This is a genomic window from Solibacillus cecembensis (genome assembly GCF_050272495.1).
GTDB classification, from domain to species: domain Bacteria; phylum Bacillota; class Bacilli; order Bacillales_A; family Planococcaceae; genus Solibacillus; species Solibacillus cecembensis.
This window is the reverse complement of sequence record NZ_JBNNMF010000029.1, coordinates 26,118-47,249: the sequence shown is the minus strand read 5'-3', so window position 1 is coordinate 47,249 and position 21,132 is coordinate 26,118. Positions and strand designations below refer to the sequence as shown.

Annotated in this window: 19 protein-coding genes and 2 riboswitches; of the genes, 10 read left to right on the top strand and 9 right to left on the bottom strand. The window is 37.1% G+C overall.

Going from position 1 to position 21,132, the window contains the following annotated elements; genetic code table 11:
- Window positions 1-134: 134 nt before the first annotated feature.
- The 6 genes from ACQKIH_RS19840 to ACQKIH_RS19815 form a co-directional block, all read right to left on the bottom strand.
- Window positions 135-845 (bottom strand): hypothetical protein, encoded by a 711-nt coding sequence (locus ACQKIH_RS19840; RefSeq protein ID WP_427768377.1) that lies wholly within the window; start codon window positions 843-845, stop codon window positions 135-137.
- Window positions 846-1,032: 187 nt separating this feature from the next.
- Window positions 1,033-1,800, bottom strand: coding sequence for an IclR family transcriptional regulator (locus ACQKIH_RS19835; protein ID WP_057981994.1), 768 nt, complete (start codon window positions 1,798-1,800; stop codon window positions 1,033-1,035).
- Window positions 1,801-1,845: 45 nt separating this feature from the next.
- Window positions 1,846-2,988, bottom strand: a complete 1,143-nt coding sequence (locus ACQKIH_RS19830) for a CaiB/BaiF CoA transferase family protein (protein WP_427768375.1) — start codon at window positions 2,986-2,988, stop codon at window positions 1,846-1,848.
- 18 nt (window positions 2,989-3,006) lie between these two features.
- Window positions 3,007-3,816, bottom strand: coding sequence for an enoyl-CoA hydratase/isomerase family protein (locus tag ACQKIH_RS19825; RefSeq protein ID WP_427768373.1), 810 nt, complete (start codon window positions 3,814-3,816; stop codon window positions 3,007-3,009).
- Between the two features lie 11 nt (window positions 3,817-3,827).
- Window positions 3,828-4,892, bottom strand: coding sequence for an acyl-CoA dehydrogenase family protein (locus ACQKIH_RS19820; RefSeq protein ID WP_427768371.1), 1,065 nt, complete (start codon window positions 4,890-4,892; stop codon window positions 3,828-3,830).
- Complete coding sequence (locus ACQKIH_RS19815; RefSeq protein ID WP_427768369.1) at window positions 4,889-6,043, bottom strand: acyl-CoA dehydrogenase family protein; 1,155 nt, start codon at window positions 6,041-6,043, stop codon at window positions 4,889-4,891. The genes ACQKIH_RS19820 and ACQKIH_RS19815 overlap by 4 nt, the downstream gene beginning before the upstream one ends.
- Before the next feature lie 178 nt (window positions 6,044-6,221).
- Between ACQKIH_RS19815 and rpoN the strand changes: the two genes are divergently transcribed.
- The 5 genes from rpoN (at window position 6,222) to ACQKIH_RS19790 (ending at window position 13,999) form a co-directional block, all read left to right on the top strand.
- Window positions 6,222-7,574, top strand: coding sequence for an RNA polymerase factor sigma-54 (rpoN, locus tag ACQKIH_RS19810; protein ID WP_427768368.1), 1,353 nt, complete (start codon window positions 6,222-6,224; stop codon window positions 7,572-7,574).
- Between the two features lie 287 nt (window positions 7,575-7,861).
- On the top strand, window positions 7,862-9,286 hold the full coding sequence (locus ACQKIH_RS19805; protein ID WP_427768366.1) for an amino acid permease: 1,425 nt from the start codon (window positions 7,862-7,864) through the stop codon (window positions 9,284-9,286).
- Window positions 9,287-9,367: 81 nt separating this feature from the next.
- The gene (locus ACQKIH_RS19800; RefSeq protein WP_427768364.1) at window positions 9,368-11,014 is read left to right on the top strand and encodes a sigma-54 interaction domain-containing protein; all 1,647 of its coding nucleotides are present in this window, start codon (window positions 9,368-9,370) and stop codon (window positions 11,012-11,014) included.
- A 233-nt stretch (window positions 11,015-11,247) separates the two neighbouring features.
- Window positions 11,248-12,573, top strand: coding sequence for an aminotransferase family protein (locus ACQKIH_RS19795; RefSeq protein ID WP_427768363.1), 1,326 nt, complete (start codon window positions 11,248-11,250; stop codon window positions 12,571-12,573).
- 34 nt (window positions 12,574-12,607) lie between these two features.
- Window positions 12,608-13,999 carry an aldehyde dehydrogenase family protein gene (locus tag ACQKIH_RS19790; protein ID WP_427768362.1) on the top strand — a complete coding sequence of 464 codons (1,392 nt, stop codon included), beginning with the start codon at window positions 12,608-12,610 and terminating at the stop codon, window positions 13,997-13,999.
- Between the two features lie 257 nt (window positions 14,000-14,256).
- On the opposite strand, the gene ACQKIH_RS19785 is transcribed toward ACQKIH_RS19790, so the two are convergent.
- The 3 genes from ACQKIH_RS19785 to ACQKIH_RS19775 are packed head-to-tail and all read right to left on the bottom strand — an operon-like array spanning window position 14,257 to window position 17,217.
- Window positions 14,257-15,018 carry an ABC transporter ATP-binding protein gene (locus ACQKIH_RS19785; protein WP_427768360.1) on the bottom strand — a complete coding sequence of 254 codons (762 nt, stop codon included), beginning with the start codon at window positions 15,016-15,018 and terminating at the stop codon, window positions 14,257-14,259.
- A gap of 5 nt (window positions 15,019-15,023) precedes the next feature.
- Window positions 15,024-16,091 carry a FecCD family ABC transporter permease gene (locus tag ACQKIH_RS19780; RefSeq protein WP_427768359.1) on the bottom strand — a complete coding sequence of 356 codons (1,068 nt, stop codon included), beginning with the start codon at window positions 16,089-16,091 and terminating at the stop codon, window positions 15,024-15,026.
- Complete coding sequence (locus ACQKIH_RS19775) at window positions 16,063-17,217, bottom strand: ABC transporter substrate-binding protein (protein WP_427768358.1); 1,155 nt, start codon at window positions 17,215-17,217, stop codon at window positions 16,063-16,065. Before ACQKIH_RS19775 ends, ACQKIH_RS19780 begins: the two co-directional genes overlap by 29 nt.
- 167 nt (window positions 17,218-17,384) lie before the next feature.
- Window positions 17,385-17,570: riboswitch (cobalamin riboswitch) on the bottom strand.
- A 216-nt stretch (window positions 17,571-17,786) separates the two neighbouring features.
- A riboswitch (cobalamin riboswitch) is annotated at window positions 17,787-17,964 on the top strand.
- A gap of 121 nt (window positions 17,965-18,085) precedes the next feature.
- On the opposite strand from ACQKIH_RS19775, the gene ACQKIH_RS19770 reads away from it, so the two are divergent.
- From ACQKIH_RS19770 to ACQKIH_RS19750, 5 genes are read left to right on the top strand one after another with little or no spacing between them, the layout of a single operon-like run.
- Entirely contained in the window at window positions 18,086-18,829 is a 744-nt protein-coding gene (locus ACQKIH_RS19770; RefSeq protein ID WP_057982021.1) for an energy-coupling factor ABC transporter permease, read from the top strand.
- Between the two features lies 1 nt (window position 18,830).
- Window positions 18,831-19,118: an energy-coupling factor ABC transporter substrate-binding protein gene (locus ACQKIH_RS19765; protein ID WP_057982023.1), complete on the top strand. Its 288-nt coding sequence runs from the start codon at window positions 18,831-18,833 to the stop codon at window positions 19,116-19,118.
- Complete coding sequence (gene cbiQ, locus ACQKIH_RS19760; RefSeq protein WP_427768357.1) at window positions 19,105-19,884, top strand: cobalt ECF transporter T component CbiQ; 780 nt, start codon at window positions 19,105-19,107, stop codon at window positions 19,882-19,884. Before ACQKIH_RS19765 ends, cbiQ begins: the two co-directional genes overlap by 14 nt.
- 13 nt (window positions 19,885-19,897) lie before the next feature.
- A complete protein-coding gene (locus ACQKIH_RS19755; RefSeq protein WP_057982027.1) occupies window positions 19,898-20,782 on the top strand; it encodes an energy-coupling factor ABC transporter ATP-binding protein in 885 nt (294 codons plus the stop codon).
- A complete protein-coding gene (locus ACQKIH_RS19750) occupies window positions 20,757-20,897 on the top strand; it encodes a hypothetical protein (RefSeq protein ID WP_160320425.1) in 141 nt (46 codons plus the stop codon). The genes ACQKIH_RS19755 and ACQKIH_RS19750 overlap by 26 nt, the downstream gene beginning before the upstream one ends.
- Window positions 20,898-21,132: the final 235 nt, after the last annotated feature.

The window sequence follows — 21,132 nt, the reverse complement described above, 5'->3', positions numbered from 1 at the left end:
AAGCGAAATTAAACAACCAGTCGCCGGTTCAATACCGACAACTGGTTGGATAAATGCTTTTTTGACCTCTGTCTTATATACGGGGGTCAGTCCCATGAAGGGTTAGAAGCTTTTTATTATGTTACAGGAAAATTTCAACACATGTAGGGACATTTAAATAAATAAAAAAACTGCTGGACAATAGCTGAAGCAATCATATCCGACATAGCCAATGCCTCGGCTTCAATTTCATCAAAAACAGCAACATCTTCCTTGTACTTTTGTTGAATCATTGTGACAGCTTCAATTTTTGTTAACTCTAAATGTTTATAAAGCATTTTTTGTAAAGCTTCATAAGATAAGTATGGATTAATGCTGCTCAAAAATAAGGCAATGTCATCTGCATTTTTATACCATGCTTTTTCTTTGACCTCTGCTGTAATTGCATCGCCTTTTGCAGCTGCTGTCACGAGCTCGGCTGCAATGACTAAATGTTCATGAATCAACTTTGCATAATGATCTGCAATTTGGTCGCCATAAAAAGGACGGAGACAATTGCCTAAATCGGTTGCATTTTGTAAAAGGCGTTGCTCTACAAATGGCAAATCGGGCAACTGGAAGACAATGCTAGTAATCGTCATTCGGGTCCAGTTAACATGCTCCAGCCACAGTAACCGATTCATCGCCATATAATCGGCTTCGGTTTGACTTATACAACGCTGCTGATTGTAGCTTGGTTGTTGGGTCATAAAATGCCGAATCGGTGCAGTATATTGCGTGTATGGTTGTCGGTAAGAAGCGCTTAGTGGATTCGCGAAAGAGTTATTTGTGTAATAAGGATACACTTTTCCATCATTCCTTTTCATGCCTCATTGTATAACAGCTTGCAATAAAATAGGCGTTTTTACTAGCATATTCAATAACGTTACTTAATGTGCAAATTGGAAAAGTTCAAAATGATCTTTAGTGAATCACGAAAAATTTACTATGTATTATGGATAGAAAAAACAGCACAAATACTCTAAGTAAGAGATTTGTGCTGTAATTGCGTCATTAATACAATTGATTTTCAATTTCCAATGCTGTGCGTGTAATGCTATCGATTAATTGTTGTTCGTCATAATCAGCGTACCGTACTTCCGGAATGAGAATGGTTACGGAGGCGATGATTTGATGAGAAGCATTTAAAATAGGTGCCGTAACAGAGCATGCACCTCGGACACGTTCGCCATTACTTTTGGCGTAGCGTAAAGAACGAATTTGTTGTAATTCTGAAATCAGTAAGTCTTTAGAAAGGATTGTCTGATTTGTAATTGGTTCAAGCACTATATTTTCTAAATATTGTTCAAGATGTGGCATAAATGCGAGCAATATTTTAGAAGACGCACCTGCATAAAGAGGGGAAGTGTCTCCAACAAACATTTTCGTGGATAGTGGATAGGTTGAATCATAGTTTAAAATGCACCGTCTCTCTAATCCATCGATAATACTCATAGAAACACTTTCGCCGATTTCTTCATTTAGCTTTTTTAGTAACGGGTCAGCTACAATGATTAGACTCGATTCTTGCTTGACTAAGTTACCTAAGTACAGCAGGGAATGCCCTAATTGATAGCGTTTCGTAAGCTCTTCTTTATGCAAAAATCCCTCGTATACAAAGGTGGAAACGAAGCGTTGCAAACTGGAAATACTAATGCCCGTCTTTTTACTTAGCTCAGTTAAAGAAAGGCTTGGTTCTTCTTTCGTAAATGCCTTTAAAACTTTGATCGCTTTGTGCAGCGACGACATGGTGTAGTTTTTTTCGAAAGTCTCTTGATTCAATACGTCACCTACTCAAATGATAAATTACTTATAGTATATCGCACTTTATTTTGAAAGAGTGGATTTCTGGAAAGTTTTCGTATGTTCTCCTAAAGTAGGAGGGGCTAAATTATATTGAATATTTAAGTCAGAAAACTGTAACGGATTTTTGACGAACTTGATTTTACCATATTGTTCGTGCTCTAATTCGCCAATCATATCACGTGCGAGAATTTGAGGCTGTTCTAGTGCTTCAGCAATCGTATTCACACGGCCACCAGGAATCTTATATTGTTGTAATAATTCGAGCCATTCATCTCGCGTTTTCTTTATCGTCAATTCAGCAATCATCTCAACAAGCTCCGTCTCGTGCTGTTTACGTAACGTATTTGTTACAAATCGCGTATCATTTGCCCATTCTTGACGGTCTAATATGGTGCAAAGCTTTTGGAACTGACCGTCTGATCCAGCGCATATCATTAATGGACCATCTGAACAGTTAAATACTTGATAAGGTGCTACATTATTATGGCGATTACCTAAACGCTCGGAAGAAAAGCCTGTATTTAAATAAGCACTCGCCACATTCGCCAAGCTACTCATTTGCACATCAAGTAGAGATAAATCAATAAATTGCCCTTCATTTGTTTGATCACGCATGCGCAGTGCAGCTAAAATACTAATGACCACGTAATTAGAAGTTAAAATATCGGCAATAGGGACACCCACTTTTGTTGCTTCACCATCAGATGAGCCAGTTACACTCATTAGCCCGCTCATTGCTTGAATGACAGGGTCAAATCCTGGTTCATAAGCAAGGGGGCCTGTTTGACCAAAACCAGTTACCGCGCAGTGAATAATGCGCGGGTTTATTTTCTTTAACTCGCCATAACTTAGTCCCATGCGCGCCATATCGCCGGTTTTAAAGTTTTCGAGTACGATATCTGCATCTTTGACAAGTTCCTTAAATTGGACTTTGCCTGCTTCCGTTTTTAAATCTAGCACGATCGATTTTTTATTGCGATTCGCACATAAATAATACGTGCTTTGGTCATTCAAAAACGGACCCCAGTCACGCATACTATCTGAGCCGACGGGATGTTCTACGCGAATTACTTCTGCGCCTAAATCTGCTAGCATCATTGAGCCAGCGGGGGCAGCATAGACACGAGATAAATCTAACACTCGAATATTTTCAAGAGGTTGCATCTGTTCTTCCTCCTTTGCTCATCTATTATAAGTAGGTTTGCGTTTTTCTACGACCGCACTAACGCCTTCTTTAAAATCATCTAACTCGGTTACAATAGCCATTTGTGAAGAAATATAGTCAAGAGCAGAACGTAAATCCATCTTTTGACTTTGGTAGACAGCACGCTTAATAAATTGTAATGTCGTTGTAGGACGGCTTGCTAAATCTTTTGCATAATTGAGTGTGTATGCCTCTAGTTCATCGTCTTCCACAACAAATGTAACGACACCTTTATCTTTCGCTTCATCAGCAGTTAAGACACGAGCAGTCCAAAACATGTCTAATGCTTGGTCGATCCCGATTAATTTCGGTAAATAGTAAGCACCACCGTCACCTGGCACGATCGCCACATTAATGTAACTTTCTGAAATCTTCGTTGACTTTGCTGTAATGCGAATATCACACATTAACGCCATATCCAAACCCGCACCCATAGCAAAGCCGTGAACTTGTGCAATGACAGGCTTATCAATTTCTTCAAGAAGAAGGGGAATACGTTGAATCTTTTTCCACAGTGAATTTTTTCGTGCTAAGCCAGTAGAAGAAATGTCCTCTTCACTTTTGAAGAAACCTTCACCTGCTTGCATCGCTTTAATATCGCCACCTGCACAAAATGATTTGCCGTTACCTTTTACGATAACGACACGAATATCATCCGAATCACGAACCGTTTCGAGTGCTTTAATCCATTCTGCAATCATTTCTTCACTGAAGGCATTATACGCTTCCGGTCGGTTTAACGTAATTGTTGCAATATGATCTTTCACTTCAAATAGTAAATCAGCCATTGTAATTCCCCCTATAATTTAATTACCGTATTTTTTGTATCAGTTAAGTAGTCCCATAAACGATCACCGCTATTTTCTAAAAGCTGTGTTGCCACAACATCCGTCCAATAGGAAGTGTTCGCGCCCTCATCGCGCCATGCCCAAAGTCTACGTGTATATTGATGCAGGGCATGTTCGTGTGTCGTACCAATTGCAGCATGTACTTGATGTGAAATCGTTGCTACTGCTTGAATAGCTTCTTCAAAACGAATACGTGCATAAGCTACTTCGTTATTTTGATGATTGTTCAGAAGTGCATCCGTAATGTTATTAAATGCTGCTAAAGCAATCGCCGTTTCACCTGCTAAGTTCACAATATGTTGCTGAACGAGCTGGAAACGATGAATCGGGCGCCCGAATTGTTCGCGTTCTTTCGTATATTGAACGGTTAAGTCGTTGATTTTATCAATGGCACCCGTCATGCTTGCTAATTGAAAGGCAGTTTCAAGAGTTGTCATCGTACCAATTTCATCAAAGGATAACGTGGCAGATACTTGTGAAACAATCGCATTCTGAAACTTTACCGTATCACGTGGTTCGCCCGCTAAGTTCGCATAATGAGTAATTTCAGCTTGCCCTAAATCGATTTCTACCAAATGGATGCCATCCACACTATTGGCTAATGTTACGAAATGCTTTGTATGACGCGCCCAAGGTACATGAATCGCTTCACCCGATAATTTGCCGTCTTCTAATACAAATGCTTGAGTATTAGAAAGCATATACGTCGCTAAACCATTCGCCACATGTAAGTTCGTTTGTTCAAGTAAATAGTTAGCGAATGTTGTTTCTGAAAATGGAATAGGGGCAGCATATTTTCCTGTTAACCGCACGATATTTAGTAAATCTTCCAAATCACCACCTGCACCGCCGTTCGCTTCAGAAGTGGCAACCATCGTCATACCGTTTTCTTCTAATAAACCCCATAAGTTTGATGCCCATTTGCCTTGCTCAATTATATCTACTAAATCTTTATCCACATTTTCTTTTAACATACGTTCTACAACATCTAAAATCATATCTTTCATTTCACTCATTGTGTTACAACCCCTTTCGCTACTACACCATAAAGTACTTCCGAAGTTCCACCGCGAATTGTAAAGCCAGGTGCATGTAAAATGGACTCTGCCATGAAGCGATCAATTTTCCGCGTGGCATCTAGCGTTGGATACGTTTGCACTAAAAGCCGCGTGATTTCAGGAATGCTTTGCTCGAATTTCGTACCAAGTGCTTTTACAAGGGCAGCAGGAATGGCCACGTTCTCACTGTCACCTGATTCTAATAATTGTGCTACTCCAATCGATAGGTTACGAAGCGCCCATAATCTTGAAACAACTTTAGATGCTTGCTTTAACCCTTCAGAATTGTTTTGGCGTTTTAGCTCTTGAATGAGCTCATCAATTAATGGAAATGTGCTTAAAATACGTTCTGGACCACTACGCTCATAGGCTAGTTCGGCAAGACCTTGTGTCCACCCGTTACCTATTTCTCCTACAACCATATTGTCAGGTACAAAAACATTGTCAAAGAACACTTCATTGTAATGGGATTCGCCTGTTAAAAATTTAATTGGCACAATCGTAATACCATCTGCATGTAAATCGACGATGAGCTGACTAAGTCCAGCATGTTTACTTTTTCCATCAAAAGGACTTGTTCGCACTAAAGTGACCATATAGTTACAAATGTGCGCGTTACTCGTCCATATCTTTTGTCCATTTACAAGCCAGCCGCCTTCCACTTTTTCAGCGCGTGTACTGACGGAGGCGAGGTCAGAGCCACTATTTGGTTCACTTAAACCAATTCCAAAGTAGCAATCACCTTTAATGATTTGCGGTAAGAACAATTCTCGCTGCTCTTCTGTCCCATAACGTAAAAGAAGAGGGCCGGTTTGACGATCAGCAAACCAATGAGCTGCAACAGGTGCACCACTAGCTAAAAATTCCTCAGTTAAAATGTAACGGTCGATTGTACTGCGCTCTTGCCCACCATATTTCTTTGGCCAAGTAATACCAATCCAACCTTTTTGCCCGATTAATCTTGAAAATGATGGGTCATCCCCGCTTAACCATGAATCACATTTTGGTATGAATGTACCCTTTGCGATTTCTTCTTGTAAAAATTCGCGAACTTCTAAGCGAAATTGTTCTTGCTCTTTTGTAAACTGTACAGTTGGTAATTGAAACATAAAATTAACCCTCCTATTTTACCGTATTGTAATAACTATTATTATATATGTGTATTTTAATCGCATATTCCACAATTAGTCAATTGTTTTTTGAATATTAAAATAGTTTTATTAAAATTGGTAAATTAGAGAATAAAAGTGTTAATATGTAGAAAAAAAGGTTTCTGGGGGTGTGGGTATGCAAATGACAATTAATACTACACAAAAAGTAACACAAATATTGACGACACAAATATTGACGACACAACTTGTGCAACATTTAGAAATACTACAATATTCAATTAATGAACTAGAACAATATATTTATGAAAAAGCAAATGAAAACCCATTATTAGTCGTGACAGATGCAAAAGCTAAAAGTCAATATGAGGAAATCATGAAATTAGCCGGTTGTGATTTCAAAGCATTTTCACCACAACATTCGGCATCTAAAAATGAAGATTTCAATATGATTGAGATGAAGCTTGCTCAAAAAGAAAGCTACGAGCAATATTTATTAGAACAAGTGCCGATGCATAAAAACCTATCTGTGATTGATTTAAGAATTTTAAAATTTTTAATTCAATCTTTAGATAATCGATTATTTTTAGATGTTCCATTAGAAGTCGTAGCGGAAAAATTTAAAACGACCCTATTTCATGTAGAGGTGATATTGGATTTACTGCAAACTTTTGAGCCAGTTGGGGTAGGTGCACGTAGTTATCAAGAGTATTTACTAATACAAATAGATTTTGACTTATTTGCACCTAAAATGGCCTCACAATTTATACTTTCGGATTTAGAGTTAGTAGCTGCGCAAGCCATGAAACAACTCAGTAAAAAATATAAAATGCCTCTAGCAGAAGTGAAGGAAACGATTCAATATATTAAAAAACTAAAACCTGTGATGCCTGGAAATCAATTCGAAACGACGCCATATGTCATTCCGGATATAGAAATAAAGGAAATGAGTGGGGAGTGGATTGTTAAATTAAATCGTCACTATTTACCCGCTATTTCAATTGATGAAGAATATGTAGCATTGCTCAAAAATGATTCAGATTATAAAGAGTACTATCAAAAGACAATGAACGATGCGCTTGTGTTACTACAAGGAATCGAACAACGTGATAAAACACTTTACGGATTAGCAAGATGGTTAATACAGCTGCAGGAGGATTTTTTTACAACGGGGCTAGAGGCAATAAAGCCGATGCGTTTAAAAGATCTAGCCGATGTGTTAGGAGTTCACGAATCAACTGTTAGTCGTGCGATTCGCGGGAAATTTGTACAAGTCCCACATGGTATTTATGCTTTACAATCTTTATTTACAAAAGGACTCGTGAATAGTTCTGGGAAAATCGATTCAATCATGCATATTAAAAAACGATTAAAACAACTGATTGAAACGGAAGACAAACACAAACCATTAGCTGATCAACAAATTACTAATATACTATGTGCGGAAGGTATTCAAATTTCAAGACGTACAGTGGCGAAGTATAGAGAAGAAATGAATATTGTAAGCTCATTCAATCGAGCTTACGGATAATGTGATGCATTTATAATTGTAGTGATGCAATTTTGAATCAAAAATGCTAAAATTCACCACGCCTATTAACGAGAAAGTAGACGTGAAATCTAAAAAGGCTAAACTTTCTCTTTTTTGTCACATTAATTTGGCTTTGGCATTAAAATTGCTTGATTAAGTTTTGAGGACATGGATTTTTAAGAGAGCTTTTCGACTAGGCTCAAAAAAATCTAACCATAATGACGCTGTTGCATATTGATTTGGAAGGGGCAAGTAATGTCAACAATCAAAACTTAAGGAGTGGTTGAATGGGAACTTTGCAAAAGTCACTAAAAACACGGCATATTACGATGATATCTATTGGAGGAGTTATTGGTACAGGGCTATTTGTTGGTACAGGGAAAAATATTTTAAGTACAGGTCCAGCAGCGGTTGTATCATATGCGATTGCCTGTTTACTCATCGTTTTAATCATGCAGATGGTTGGAGAAATGGCATCTGGAGAAATGGTTTTAGGAAGAAAATCTGGTAGTTCGGCTGAGCTCGGTTCTTTTGCTTCTTATGCGGAAAAATATATTGGGCCGTGGGCAGGCTTTACAGTAGGTTGGTTGTATTGGGCAAGCTGGGTATTTATTGTCGGATTAGAAGCTGCTCTTATTGGTGGCATGTTGCATAATTGGTTTCCATTCATCCCAGTTTGGGTTGGTGGTGTAGGTATTACATTATTAATGACGATTATTAATATTTATTCTGTTAAATCATTCGGTGAATTTGAATACTGGATATCATTTATTAAAGTAACCGCAATTATTGCATTTTTAGTTGTCGGTACAGCGATGGTTTTAGGAATTTGGCCAAACTATGAGCCAAAAGGATTTGGTATTCTAACAGAGTTTGGTGCCTTTGCGCCAAATGGTATTATTCCGATATTTACAGCAATTGTATTTGTAATCTTTTCTATTTGTGGTGCTGAAGTTGCAGCTATTGCAGCAGCAGAGTCTGAAAACCCAGCGAAAAATATTGTTCGTGCGATCAAAAATGTCGTATTCCGACTGGGATTATTTTTCGTTGGTTCGGTAGCAATCATGATCATGATTTTACCGTGGAACGATTCAACAATGCTCGCAGCGCCGTATGCAAATATATTATCGATGGCTGGGCTTCCAATTGCAGCTCAAATTATTCAAATCGTCATTTTTGTATCCCTTATTTCGGTGTTGAATTCGGCACTTTATACGAGTTCACGGATGTTACTTGAAATGTCACGCCAAGGTAACGCACCAAAAGTATTCTCACAAATTAAAAATCGACGGGGAGCACCAGTGCCGGCTATTCTTGGCAGTACGGTAGTCGCATATGTTTGTTCTTTACTATACTTTGTCTCACCTGAAGTTATTTTCTACTTTTTAGGGAACTGTGTGGGAGGCTTAATGATTGTTGTTTATATTTTTATCGCCATTTCACAAATTCGATTCCGCCGTTCTTATGATTTACAAACGACTGAGCCATTAGCGATAAAAATGTGGTTATTCCCAGGTTTATCGTATATAACAATTGGCATTTTAGTCCTCATTTATTTCTGCCAAGTATTAATTGAATCTTTACGTACACAGTTCTACTTAAGTTCGATTGTAGTAGTGGGCTCTATTTTGTTGTTCTTTATTCTAGGTAAATTAGCTTCAAAAAAGACAGAGCAAATCGAGCGAATAGAGGAAAAATTCGCATCGGAGTAGAACTGTAAATAGAATGAGGAATACCCTTAGATAGCATCATGCTATCTAAGGGTATTTAAGTTTTGAGAGGAGGCGATCTATATGTCGACAAAAGTACAATATAAAGAAGAACAATTTTTTGTTGTCAAAAATCAGGAGTTAATTGTAAAAAGCGACCTACCAAACGAACTAATTGAAAAAATAGTAAACGAGTATCGTAAGGGGAAAGAAACATTTGAAGTAAATGGCAATTTTGTGCATGTATTAGAATCGATGCAAGAGAACTTATTTTATGTAAGACCAATGAAGCAATTTAGCGATATTGATTTTATGAACCCGTTATCGTCTAAAGTTTTAAACTCCATTTCAGATGGCATTACGATTTGTGACGGTCAAGGCAAAATCTTATTTCAAAATGAAATAGATATTGAAATAGTCGGTATGGATTTAATGGGAAGATACGCAAAAGACGTTATCAATGAAGGGTTAATGAGTGATTCTATATCGATGAAAGTAATCGAATCACAAGAAAAAGTAACGATTTTGCAAACATTCATTAACGGGAAATGCCTGTTAGTTACAGGAAATCCGATTTTTGATGAAGATTTTCAGTTGCAATATGTAGTAGCGATTACACGCGATATGACGCAACTAAATCGCTTAGAAAAAGAAGTAAAAAAATTAGAAGTTCAAAATAAAAATTTTAAAAGTAAACTGCAAACGTTGCAAACTGAAGAGTTTATAAAAAGTAGTTTAATAGCCGTGTCGCCTGCTATGAGACAAGTCGTGGAACGTGTTATGAGAATTGCAGAAGTAGATTCTACTGTATTGATTGGTGGCGAATCGGGCGTAGGGAAGGAAGAAATTACAAAGCTTATTCATGCATATAGTAGACGTAGCCATAAGCAAATATTAACGATTAACTGTAGTGCTATTCCAGAAACATTACTAGAATCAGAGCTTTTTGGCTATGAGGCAGGGGCATTTACAGGAGCGGTAAAAGGTGGAAAAGCTGGACTCTTTGAAATTGCATCGGGGGGAACTGTTTTTTTAGATGAAATTGGTGAAATGCCATTGCTCATGCAGGCGAAATTATTGCGCGTGCTACAAGAATCCGAAGTGCAACGTATCGGGAGCGGTAAGCCGATTGCCATTGATGTTCGTATTATTGCAGCGACGAATCGAAATTTAGCAGAAATGGTTCGACAAGGTAGTTTTCGTGAGGATTTATATTACCGTTTAAATATTATTCCGATTGAAATCCCGTCATTAAGGCAACGACGCGAAGACATTATTCCGATGGTCAATCATTTTTTAACTTTAATTGAAGAGAAGTATGGAATCTATCGGACAATTGAATCATCTGCCTTGAAATTATTAGAAAGATACGATTGGCCAGGCAATGTTCGCCAAATAAAAAATACGGTGGAGCGTATGTGCCTATTAACAACTCAACCTGAAATAACAATAAATAACGTGCAAGAGGAATTAGATAGTAATCCTGTTATGGTGAAAAATTCGGAGCAGATTGATTTTGAACCCTCTTTACGAGAACCCACAGTGTCGCCGTTTTCAAGCGGTACATTGAAGGAGCAAGTAGAAGCATTTGAAAAGTTAATGATTAAGCAAGCCTTGTCTGAACATACAAGTATACGCCAAGCCGCAAAAACACTAGGCTGTAATCAATCGACTTTAGTAAGGAAAATACAAAAATATCAATTAACACGCCACGTTACATACGAGGATTAATGATGCGATTTTGCATCAATTGTGCGTTTATGCATGAGAGTTGCGAAAGTGAAATGCACATGGCTTTGGAAAAGATTCTAAAATAATTGAAATGACTAAATGCATTAGCCTTTAGATCGAAAGAAGAAACAACTTTAAATAAAAGTGTTTCTTTTTTTGTTTTCTTAGTAGTTGGCACGGAAATTGCTTTTAATAAAGTGTATAAAACTATTAAGGGAAAGAGGTTGGTATTTATGACAATTAAACTAAAAGAAGAGCTAAAGGTATTAGATCAGAAGCATTTTCTACATCCAACTACATCCATTGAACAGCAACAAACACAAGGACCTGCTGCGATTTTCACAGAAGGTAAAGGGATTTATTTAAAAGACATTGAAGGCAATACATATATTGACGGTATGTCTTCTTTATGGAATGTAAACGTCGGTCATGGTCGTGAAGAAATTGCGGAAGTAGCCAAAGAACAAATGGCTAAATTAGCATTCAGTTCATGTTTTGCGACATTTAGCAACGAACCAGCAATTCGTTTAGCGACTAAAATTGCTTCTTTAGCTCCTGGCGATTTAAATTCAGTATTTTTCACTTCAGGTGGTTCAGAATCAAACGATACAGCGATTAAATTGGCACGTCACTATTGGTTACTAAAAGGGCAACCAAAGCGCCAAAAAATTATTTCACGTACGCAATCTTACCACGGTGTAGCCATGGGTGCTACAAGTGCGACAGGTTTACAAGCGTTTCGTGACTTTACGAACTCGCATGCACCCGATTTCCACTATGTATACAATCAATCCGCGCGTAATTTACGTGAAACGATTGAAGCGCTGGGACCAGAAACAGTAGCAGCCTTTGTGTCAGAGCCAATTCAAGGTGCCGGTGGTGTGAACATCCCACAACAAGGCTATTTTAAAGAAGTGCGTGAAATTTGTGATGAGTACGGTATTTTATTCATTGCAGATGAAGTGATTACAGGCTTTGGTCGTACAGGTAAATTTTTCGGTATGGAGCATTATGATGTGGTACCGGATATGATGTCGTTTGCTAAAGGTGTATCAAGTGGCTATGCACAGCTTGGTGGTGTAGTAATCTCAGAAAAGCTTCATCAAGATTTCTGTACTTTATCAAAAGGTACATTAATGCACGGTTATACGTACAGTGGACACGCACTGGCCTGTCAAGTTGGGCTGAAAAATATTGAAATAATCGAGCGTGAAAACCTTGTAGAAAACGCTGCAAAAATGGGTGAAGCGTTGTTAGAAGGCTTTAGAGCGCTACAATCAAAATATAGCTTTATCGGTTGCGTTCGTACGATAGGTTTACTCGGCGCGATTGAATTAGTAAAGAGCCGTGAAACAGGGGAATTATTCGAGACACCATTAAGCCCAATTTTCGTACAAGAAACGATGAAACGCGGTTTAATTTTACGAACGGTCACGTATGATCAAGATACAGTTGTATTCTCACCACCTCTAATTTTATCGAAAGCAGAATTAGATGAAATGTTACGCATTTTAGATGAAACATTTGAATATGTACGTAAAACAATTGTAGAGAAATAGGGTTGAAAATAGTATCAATATAAGGAGGGGTTTTATGGCAATCATTACAAGAGCAATCCGAGAGCAATTTAATCCAGCAAAGCCATCTGAATGTGTCGGTCAGATAGAGCTGATAACGACTGATGAAACAAAAGCGGTTGTTGTAGCAGCACATGCCTCATTTGAAAATTGGAAAAATACATCTCCGGTAGCGCGTGGAGAAATATTACGTGTCACGGCAGATTTACTTGAACAAAATATCGATATCGTGGCTGAAACGGCTTCACGTGAAATGGGTAAAACTAAAAACGAAATGATTGGTGAAGTGAAACGTGGTGCTTCCATTTTACGTTATTTCGCACAAGAAGGAATGCGTGCCACGGGTGAAGTATTACCTTCTGCGAGTGAAACAAAAATATTGTACTCCATGCGCGTACCACTTGGTGTTGTCGCAGCGATTACGCCATGGAACTTCCCTGTTGCTATCCCATTGTGGAAAATAGCACCAGCATTAGTGTATGGCAATACCGTTGTTTGGAAACCTTCTATTGAAGCAGCTTTAACAGGAAAGCTCATTGGTGAACTGTTTGAACAAGCAGGCATGCCGAAAAATGTATTAAATATTGTGCAAGGGCGAGGCTCAAGTGTGGGACAAGTTTTACTTGAAGCTCCTGAAGTTAAAGCGATTACATTCACTGGTTCTAATGGTGTAGGGCAAAATATTTTAAATACAGCAGGTCATACGAATAAAAAAATCCAACTAGAGCTAGGTGGAAAAAATGCGGCCATTATTTTGGCGGACGCGGATTTAAATATAGCAGCCAAGTTGACAATTGAAGGTGCGATGAAACAAACAGGCCAGCGTTGTACTGCTACTAGTCGAGTATACGTTGAAGAAGCTGTTTATGAAAAAGTTTTAGAGCAATTAATTGTAGAAGCACAAAAAATTGAAGTTGGTGTTACGATGGGTCCTGTTTCATCTAAAGGGCAATATGACAATATTTTAGCTGCTATTGAAAAAGCAAAAACTGATGGGGCACAACTAGTGTTTGGCGGTGGTCCTACAGAGGGGCAGTCGGAAGGATACTTCATTGATCCAACGATTTTCACAAATGTAACGCATGACATGGCGATTGCACACGAAGAAGTTTTTGGACCAGTTTTAGCTGTCATAAAGGTAAAAGATTATGAGGAAGCCCTTCAATTATCGAATGATTCACAGTTTGGTTTAAGTGCCTCTATTTATACAAGTAATATTCAAAAAGCATTTGATTTTATCAACCGTAGTGAGGTAGGCCTTGTTCAAGTAAATGATGAAACAGGTGGAGCAGAGCCTCAAGCGCCATTTGGTGGCGTGAAAAATTCAAGTACTGGCGCCCGTGAACAAGGTCAGGCTGCAAAAGAGTTTTTCACAACAATGAAGACCGTGACGATTAATACAAAGTAAAATGTTCAGATGAGAAGTTAGGCAACGTGTCCATTATGTTGCACAGTAAGACATGATTTTTATATCGAACTAATGAGAATATGGATCAAAATGACAAGTGTCTAATGTTATTTTGATTCATATTTTTATTTGACTGCTTTTACCATAATTAATTGCTATTCTCCTTGTCCAACACTAAGTCCGTATAAAGTTCCAATTGTTCTTCTTTAAAATAAAAGCCCTGAACCACAAAATTTGCAGTACAGGACATTTCAGTTTTAAACGGCTTCTATCACTGTAATAGATAGCCCAAATTCGGTTGGATGAACTTTTGCATGCACATCATAAACATCACGTAAACTTTGTTTAGTAATGACTTCAGAAGGACTACCTACTTTATAAATTTTACCTTGATTCATTAATACGACATAATCTGAATACCTAGACGCCAGTTCCAAATCATGCAGTACGACAATGACTAAACGATTTTCATTTGCCAATTGTTTGATTGAATTTAATACTTGAATTTGATGTTTGATATCTAATGCAGAAATTGGTTCATCAAGCATTAAAATAGTTGGTTGTTGCACTAATGCACGGGCTATCGATGTTCTTTGGCGCTCTCCGCCACTCAATTCATCGACATAATTCTGTTGTAAACTCTCTAACTTTAAATACTGTAACGTCTCATTCACCACTTGTTGATCTAAATCCGTGACATTCCATTTAATATACGGCTTTCGCCCAAGCATGACGTATTCTTGAACCGTCATCGGAAAGCTTTGTAAAAAATGTTGTGGGACGTATCCAATTTTTTTTGCACGATCCTCACCCTTCAAGTAATTTAAAAGAACACCGTCAATTGAAATCGTGCCAGATGTAGGCTTTGTTACAGCTGCTAAACATTTAAGAAACGTTGATTTTCCGGCACCATTTGGTCCAATAATCGCCACAAATTTTCCATGTGATAATGTTAAATTCAAGTCATGTAAAATTTGCTTTTTCCCCGCAGAGAATGATAGATTTTGTACGTGTAACAACGATTTTACCCCCAATAATCCTTTTTCTTTTGTAATAGAATATAGATGAAAAATGGCGCACCAATACAAGATGTTATAATTCCAACTGGGATCTCAATCGGAGCAAGTATAGTTCTTGCTACCGTATCACTTACTAGTAATATCAAAGCACCTAGTAGACTAGAAACCGGAATTAAAAAACGATAGTCTACACCAACGAGTATGCGACCTATATGCGGTGCAACTAAGCCAATAAACCCAATAATACCAACAAAGGCAATAGAACTTGAAGCGAGTAATGTAACGAGTAATAAACTGCCGATTTTTAGTACCTTTACATTAACACCTAACGTCTTTGCTACTTCATCACCTGCATTAAGAGAATTAAAACTCCAACTTAAACGAAGTAAAATCAATAAGCCAATTGTTAATAAGGGAGCAAGTATATAAACGACTTCCCAGCTTGCCCCCCAAAAACCGCCCATAAGCCAAACGACTAGATTTTTTAATGCTTCGTTATCTGAAAAATATTTCATTGCTGAAACGCCCGCTGAGAATAAATTGCCGATTGCCACACCTGCTAATAATAAAACGGTCGTTGATCCATTTTTAATTGTGGCGATTCCATAAACGATAAAAACAGAGATACATCCAAAGAAAAAGGCGTTAAATGCAATGAGCCATTTACCTGAGGCAACTAAATCCATACCGAAAATACTCGTTCCTAAAACAATGGCTAACGCAGCTCCAAAAGAGGCACCACTTGAAACCCCTAATGTAAACGGACTAGCTAATGGATTTTTCAATAACACCTGCATAACAACCCCTGCAACGGCTAAAGACATACCTGTTATAATTGCTAGTAAAATTCGGGGCATTCGAATTTCTTTGATTATGTATCGATTGATTTCATCCGTCATCGGTTCAAGACCTATTAACTGCTTAACCGGGATATTTGCACTGCCTGATAACAAGGCATAGCATACGGCAACAGCTAATAAAACGATTAATAAACTTAATACGATCCAAGCTTTTGGAGAAGTCAATTTGCCTTGTTTCAACCAACTATTTTGCACCATGGAACCAAATTCCACTTGCTGTAACCCCTAACCAGTTTTCAAAATACTCTTTAATGTAATCTTCTACAATAATATCTTCAAATCTATCTGGATATAAATATTTTCCTAATTGTAAACGACCAATAAATCCTTTATCAGAACCGAAGAAATTCGTATAGAACATATAAACATCTTTATTTTTTCCGGCTGTCATTTGGCTAACCGCTGTATTAGTAACAACATTGTCTAATAATCCAGTAAAGCTTGTTGCATCCTTTGCATCATAGCCCCCAAAGAAATTACCATGTAACGTAATGACATCTGGATTTGCCGTTAAGACAAATTCTTCTTCAACGTTTACAGTTGTAGACGACTTTGTAGACTCCCATAAAATATCTGGCGTCGGATCAATACCACCTGCTAAAATAGTGGCAAAACCTTCCCCTGGACCAGCTTGTCCATCTAGTGTTGCCGTTGGATAAATATTATATTTTCCATTTGTATTGAGTGCACCAGCAGATAATGCTAATACGGATTTCTTTTGGTCTGTTGGAATATCTTTTGTACGTTGTGTTAATATTTGTTCAATATTTTGCTTCCACGTAATGTACTCTTCAGCGCGATCTTCTTTTCCGAAAATTTTTGCTAATATACGTAGTTCCTCATCCATTTGATCTGCTAAATAGTTATTTAAACGAACCACTTTAATTCCTACAGGTTCTAATTTTTCCTCAAGCGTATTATCTGGACGATTTGTAAATGTAAAGACAACTTCAGGTTTTAAAGATAAAATCGATTCAATATTTAGTTCGTCTGTTTTCCCCACATCTGGTAAATCATTTAACCCTAAATAGCCGTTATTTTTAATTGTATTGTCACCTGTTGCGATAATCGCGTCTTGTGCACCCAGTAATGTAATAGCTTCTGCTGTATTACGGTTAATAACAACAGCCTTTGTTACTGGTAAAGATAGTGTAATTTCTTTTCCTGTTGTATCTGTGAAAGTAATCTCATTTGCCTCTTCATTCACATTTTCATTTGCTTGTGATGTTCCAGTCGATTCTTTATTTGCATTTACCTCAGCAGGTTCTTCACTAGAGCAACCTACAAGTAAAAAAGTTAATAAAAAACCGTAAACTAGAGTTTTTACATAGTTTTTCACTAAATAACTCTCCTTCAAAATGTTTTATTAAGTGCTAACACACGAAATACCCCTAAACAAAAAAAGCCTATTTCCAGTAAGAACTAGAAATAGGCTTAGGCATCCTAAAAAATATGTAATGGAATACAAAAAACTGTATTTGTCGCCGCCCTTCTCCCACCGAAAAGTCATGTTGCTGTAACAAAGCAGGTTTCCTGGCTAAAGCGTCATTTTACTTTTACATCTTCCCATCAATTTGACAGTGATTGATTGTAATTTCATCAGCTATTACAGTTGCGGGGGCAGCATTAGATTTTAACTAATTTCCCTTTTACCTCTTACAAAATAAGAGCACTTTACTACATTCATTATGAAATTAACGTAACTTTATCATTTTATTTCCATTTTTACAATAACAATTAATTAAAAATTATCACTATTCAGAAGAGAAAAGCGTTTATGGGAGAACATACTTCTCAAATTTGACAAGTAAATTACCAATTTTCTTATTTCATTCAATTTATTTAAAGAATAATCAAAAAATTAATGATGACAAATATTAGTTACAGTGATACTATTTTTCACATGATGAAAATTGAATGATTTTTGGTGCTTTTTAAGCTTAATAGGGAAACCAGTGAGATTCTGGTGCTGTCCCGCAACTGTAACTTGGAGTATTACATATTACGTCACTGCATTTTTTTATGTGGGAAGGCATGGAATACGTTGAAGAGAAGTCAGGATACCTACCAAAAATTTATTGATTCAGACCTACGAGGATAGGTGCGTGAAACAAGCAATAAGCGCTTGTTTTTGTGATGCACTTTTACTCTTAAAAAGTGTATTTTTTTATGCACTTTTTCATCAAATATGAAAAAGGAGTAAAAACATGAAACAATTATTACCAAAACTTGCTTACTTCGGTATCGTTTTATTATTTATACCAAAGCAAGCGCATGCCATGCACATTATGGAAGGATTTTTACCGATAGGTTGGGCTATCTTCTGGTTTGCACTATGCCTACCGTTTCTTATGAAGGGGCTTCAAGTCATTCGCATAGTCGTAAAAGAAAACCCAGAAAGCAAACTACTACTTGCTTTATCAGGTGCATTTACATTTGTTTTATCCGCATTAAAAATTCCATCGGTAACAGGTAGCTGTTCCCATCCAACTGGGGTTGGATTAGGTTCTATTTTATTTGGACCATTTGTTATGAGTGTACTTGGATCAATCGTTTTACTATTTCAATCGATTCTACTTGCACATGGAGGTCTTACAACATTAGGTGCGAACATTTTCTCAATGGCGATAGTTGGACCATTTATTGCCGTTGGAGTTTTTAAATTAGCAACAAAATGGGGATTATCATTTAGCGTAGCTGTATTTTTAGCGGCGATGCTTGGTGATTTTGGTACATATGTCATGACATCTGTTCAATTAGCATTAGCGTTCCCTTCTGAAGTTGGTGGTATTTTAGGTTCATTCCAAAAATTCGCAAGCATCTTTGCATTAACGCAAATTCCGTTAGCAATTAGTGAAGGGTTATTAACTGTGATGATTATGAACTTCTTACAAAAATATAATATGAAAGAATTAGTTCAACTACGTATTTTAAAGCCAAAGGAGAGCTAACATGTTTAAGAAAAATTTACTTTTACTGATTGGCGTTGTCATTTTAGCCATTTTACCACTCTTATTTTTACAAGATGCAGAATTTGGCGGTGCTGATGGTGAGGCTGAAGAAGCAATTACAGAAATCGCAGCAGATTATGAGCCTTGGTTTAGTGCAATTTGGGAACCACCAAGTGGTGAAATCGAAAGCTTATTATTCGTTTTACAAGGTGTCATTGGCGCGCTAATTATAGGCTATTTCATCGGCTTTATGCGTGGAAAGCATACGAAAGAACATGCTAAAAATTGATTTTATTGCGAGCCATAATGCGATACAAAAAGTAGCAGCTAGCCAAAAGATGGCGTTTAGTTTCATTACGTTATTGTTAGCAACACTATTACGAAATAATAATTATTCGGTTTGGACACTGTTCTTTATGAGTGGTGCCATTATCTTTTATGCAAAAATCCCTTGGAAAACATATATCATATTACTTCTTGCGCCAATTGGTTTTATTTCGGCTGGGATGGTCGCCATTGTGCTATCTATTACATTTACACAGGATGTTCCTACATCAGTTTTATGGCAAGGTTCGCTTTTTACGATGCAACTATTTATTTTACCAAACGATGGAATACGTGCAATTACGATATTTTGTACTTCGATTAGTGCGACCAGTTGCTTATATTTTTTAATATTAACAACACCGATGTATGAAATTAGCCCGGTACTTGCGAGATTAAAAGTGCCAACGATTATTATTGAATTAATCGAGCTCATGTATCGCTTTATTTTTTTGTTTTTAGAAATGGTCGCGCAGATTTATACAGCGCAGCACGCTCGTTTAGGGTACAGAACATACAAAAAAGGCTTTCAATCATTAAGCTTACTCATTAACGCTCTATTTCGATCAATTTTTTTCCGTTATCAAGCGATGTCGTATGCGATGGCCGCACGAAATATTGAACAATTCATTATTCCACAACAATTTTTAATCGACAAAGAATGGGATCAAAAGTTAACATGGCTAGCGATTATTTTTATCGTAGTTGGTATAGCGATACTTGTTTTGTAAGGAGGTCTTGATTATGACAGAAAGCTTTTTTAGATTTGATCATGTCTCATTCCAATATAGCAATGGTACAAAGGCATTACATGAACTTTCACTATCTATTCCAAAAGGAAAAAAAGTTGCTATTCTCGGTGAAAATGGTTCAGGCAAATCAACATTTTTTAAGTTACTCATCGGACTTGAAAAACCAACTAATGGCGAAATTCAATTTTTAAATGAAACCTTACATTATTCAAAAAAACAATTAATTAACTTGCGAGAGCGTGTTGGCTTTATTTTTCAAGAGGCGGATAATCAGTTATTTGCCTCTACTGTCAAACAAGATATTTTATATGGACCTATTAATTTAAAATGGCCATATGAAAAAATTGAGCACAATGTTTCAAGCGCCATACAGTTAACAGAACTTGAAGACTTAACCGAGCGCCCTATTCATTTTTTAAGTGGTGGACAAAAGAAGCGTGTAACGATTGCAGGCGTTTATGCGATGGATCCAAAAATTTATATTTTAGATGAGCCAACGAGCAGTTTAGATTACTATTTTTCAAATCAACTTACGACGTATTTAGATGAACTTGATGATGGAGAGCGAACATTTTTATATTCCACGCACCAAGTCAATTTAATTTATGAATGGGCCGATCATTTTATCGTCTTTCATAAAGGACAATTACTTTATTCAGGACAACGAGATGCGCTATTTTCAAATGACGCACTGTTAGTAAAAGCGCATATTGAAAAGCCATGGCTCGTAAAATGTTATGAAACAATGTTACATGAGGGGTTAATTCAACAACAGTCATTACTTCCCCGCTCAATGGGAGAATTAATGGATCTTGTGAAAGGGCGTAACTATACAACCGCGGAGGCAATCGATGAAAAACGACTTAGAACAACCTAACGAAATACAAGGATTAAACATTCATGTTGAAGATGATATTGATATAGACTCAGAAACATGTTTTCTTCAATATGTAATGGGCACCTTTTTCAATGAATCTAATCAACCAAAATAAAAAGCTGAGTTTGCAGACTCAGCTTTTTTAATACTTTAGCTTTTGCAACATTGCTGATTAAGGTTTTATAGTTGAATCATAAAATGCCAAAGATGTGCAGTATTTTGAGCGTATAAATTTTGGTAGGAAGTACAAAGTGAATATGTGAAAAAATGTTTGGGTGATAAAGATACACTTTTCAATCATTCCTTTCGATATCTGATTGGCAGTTGAAACCCTAGGATTTTTCTAACTG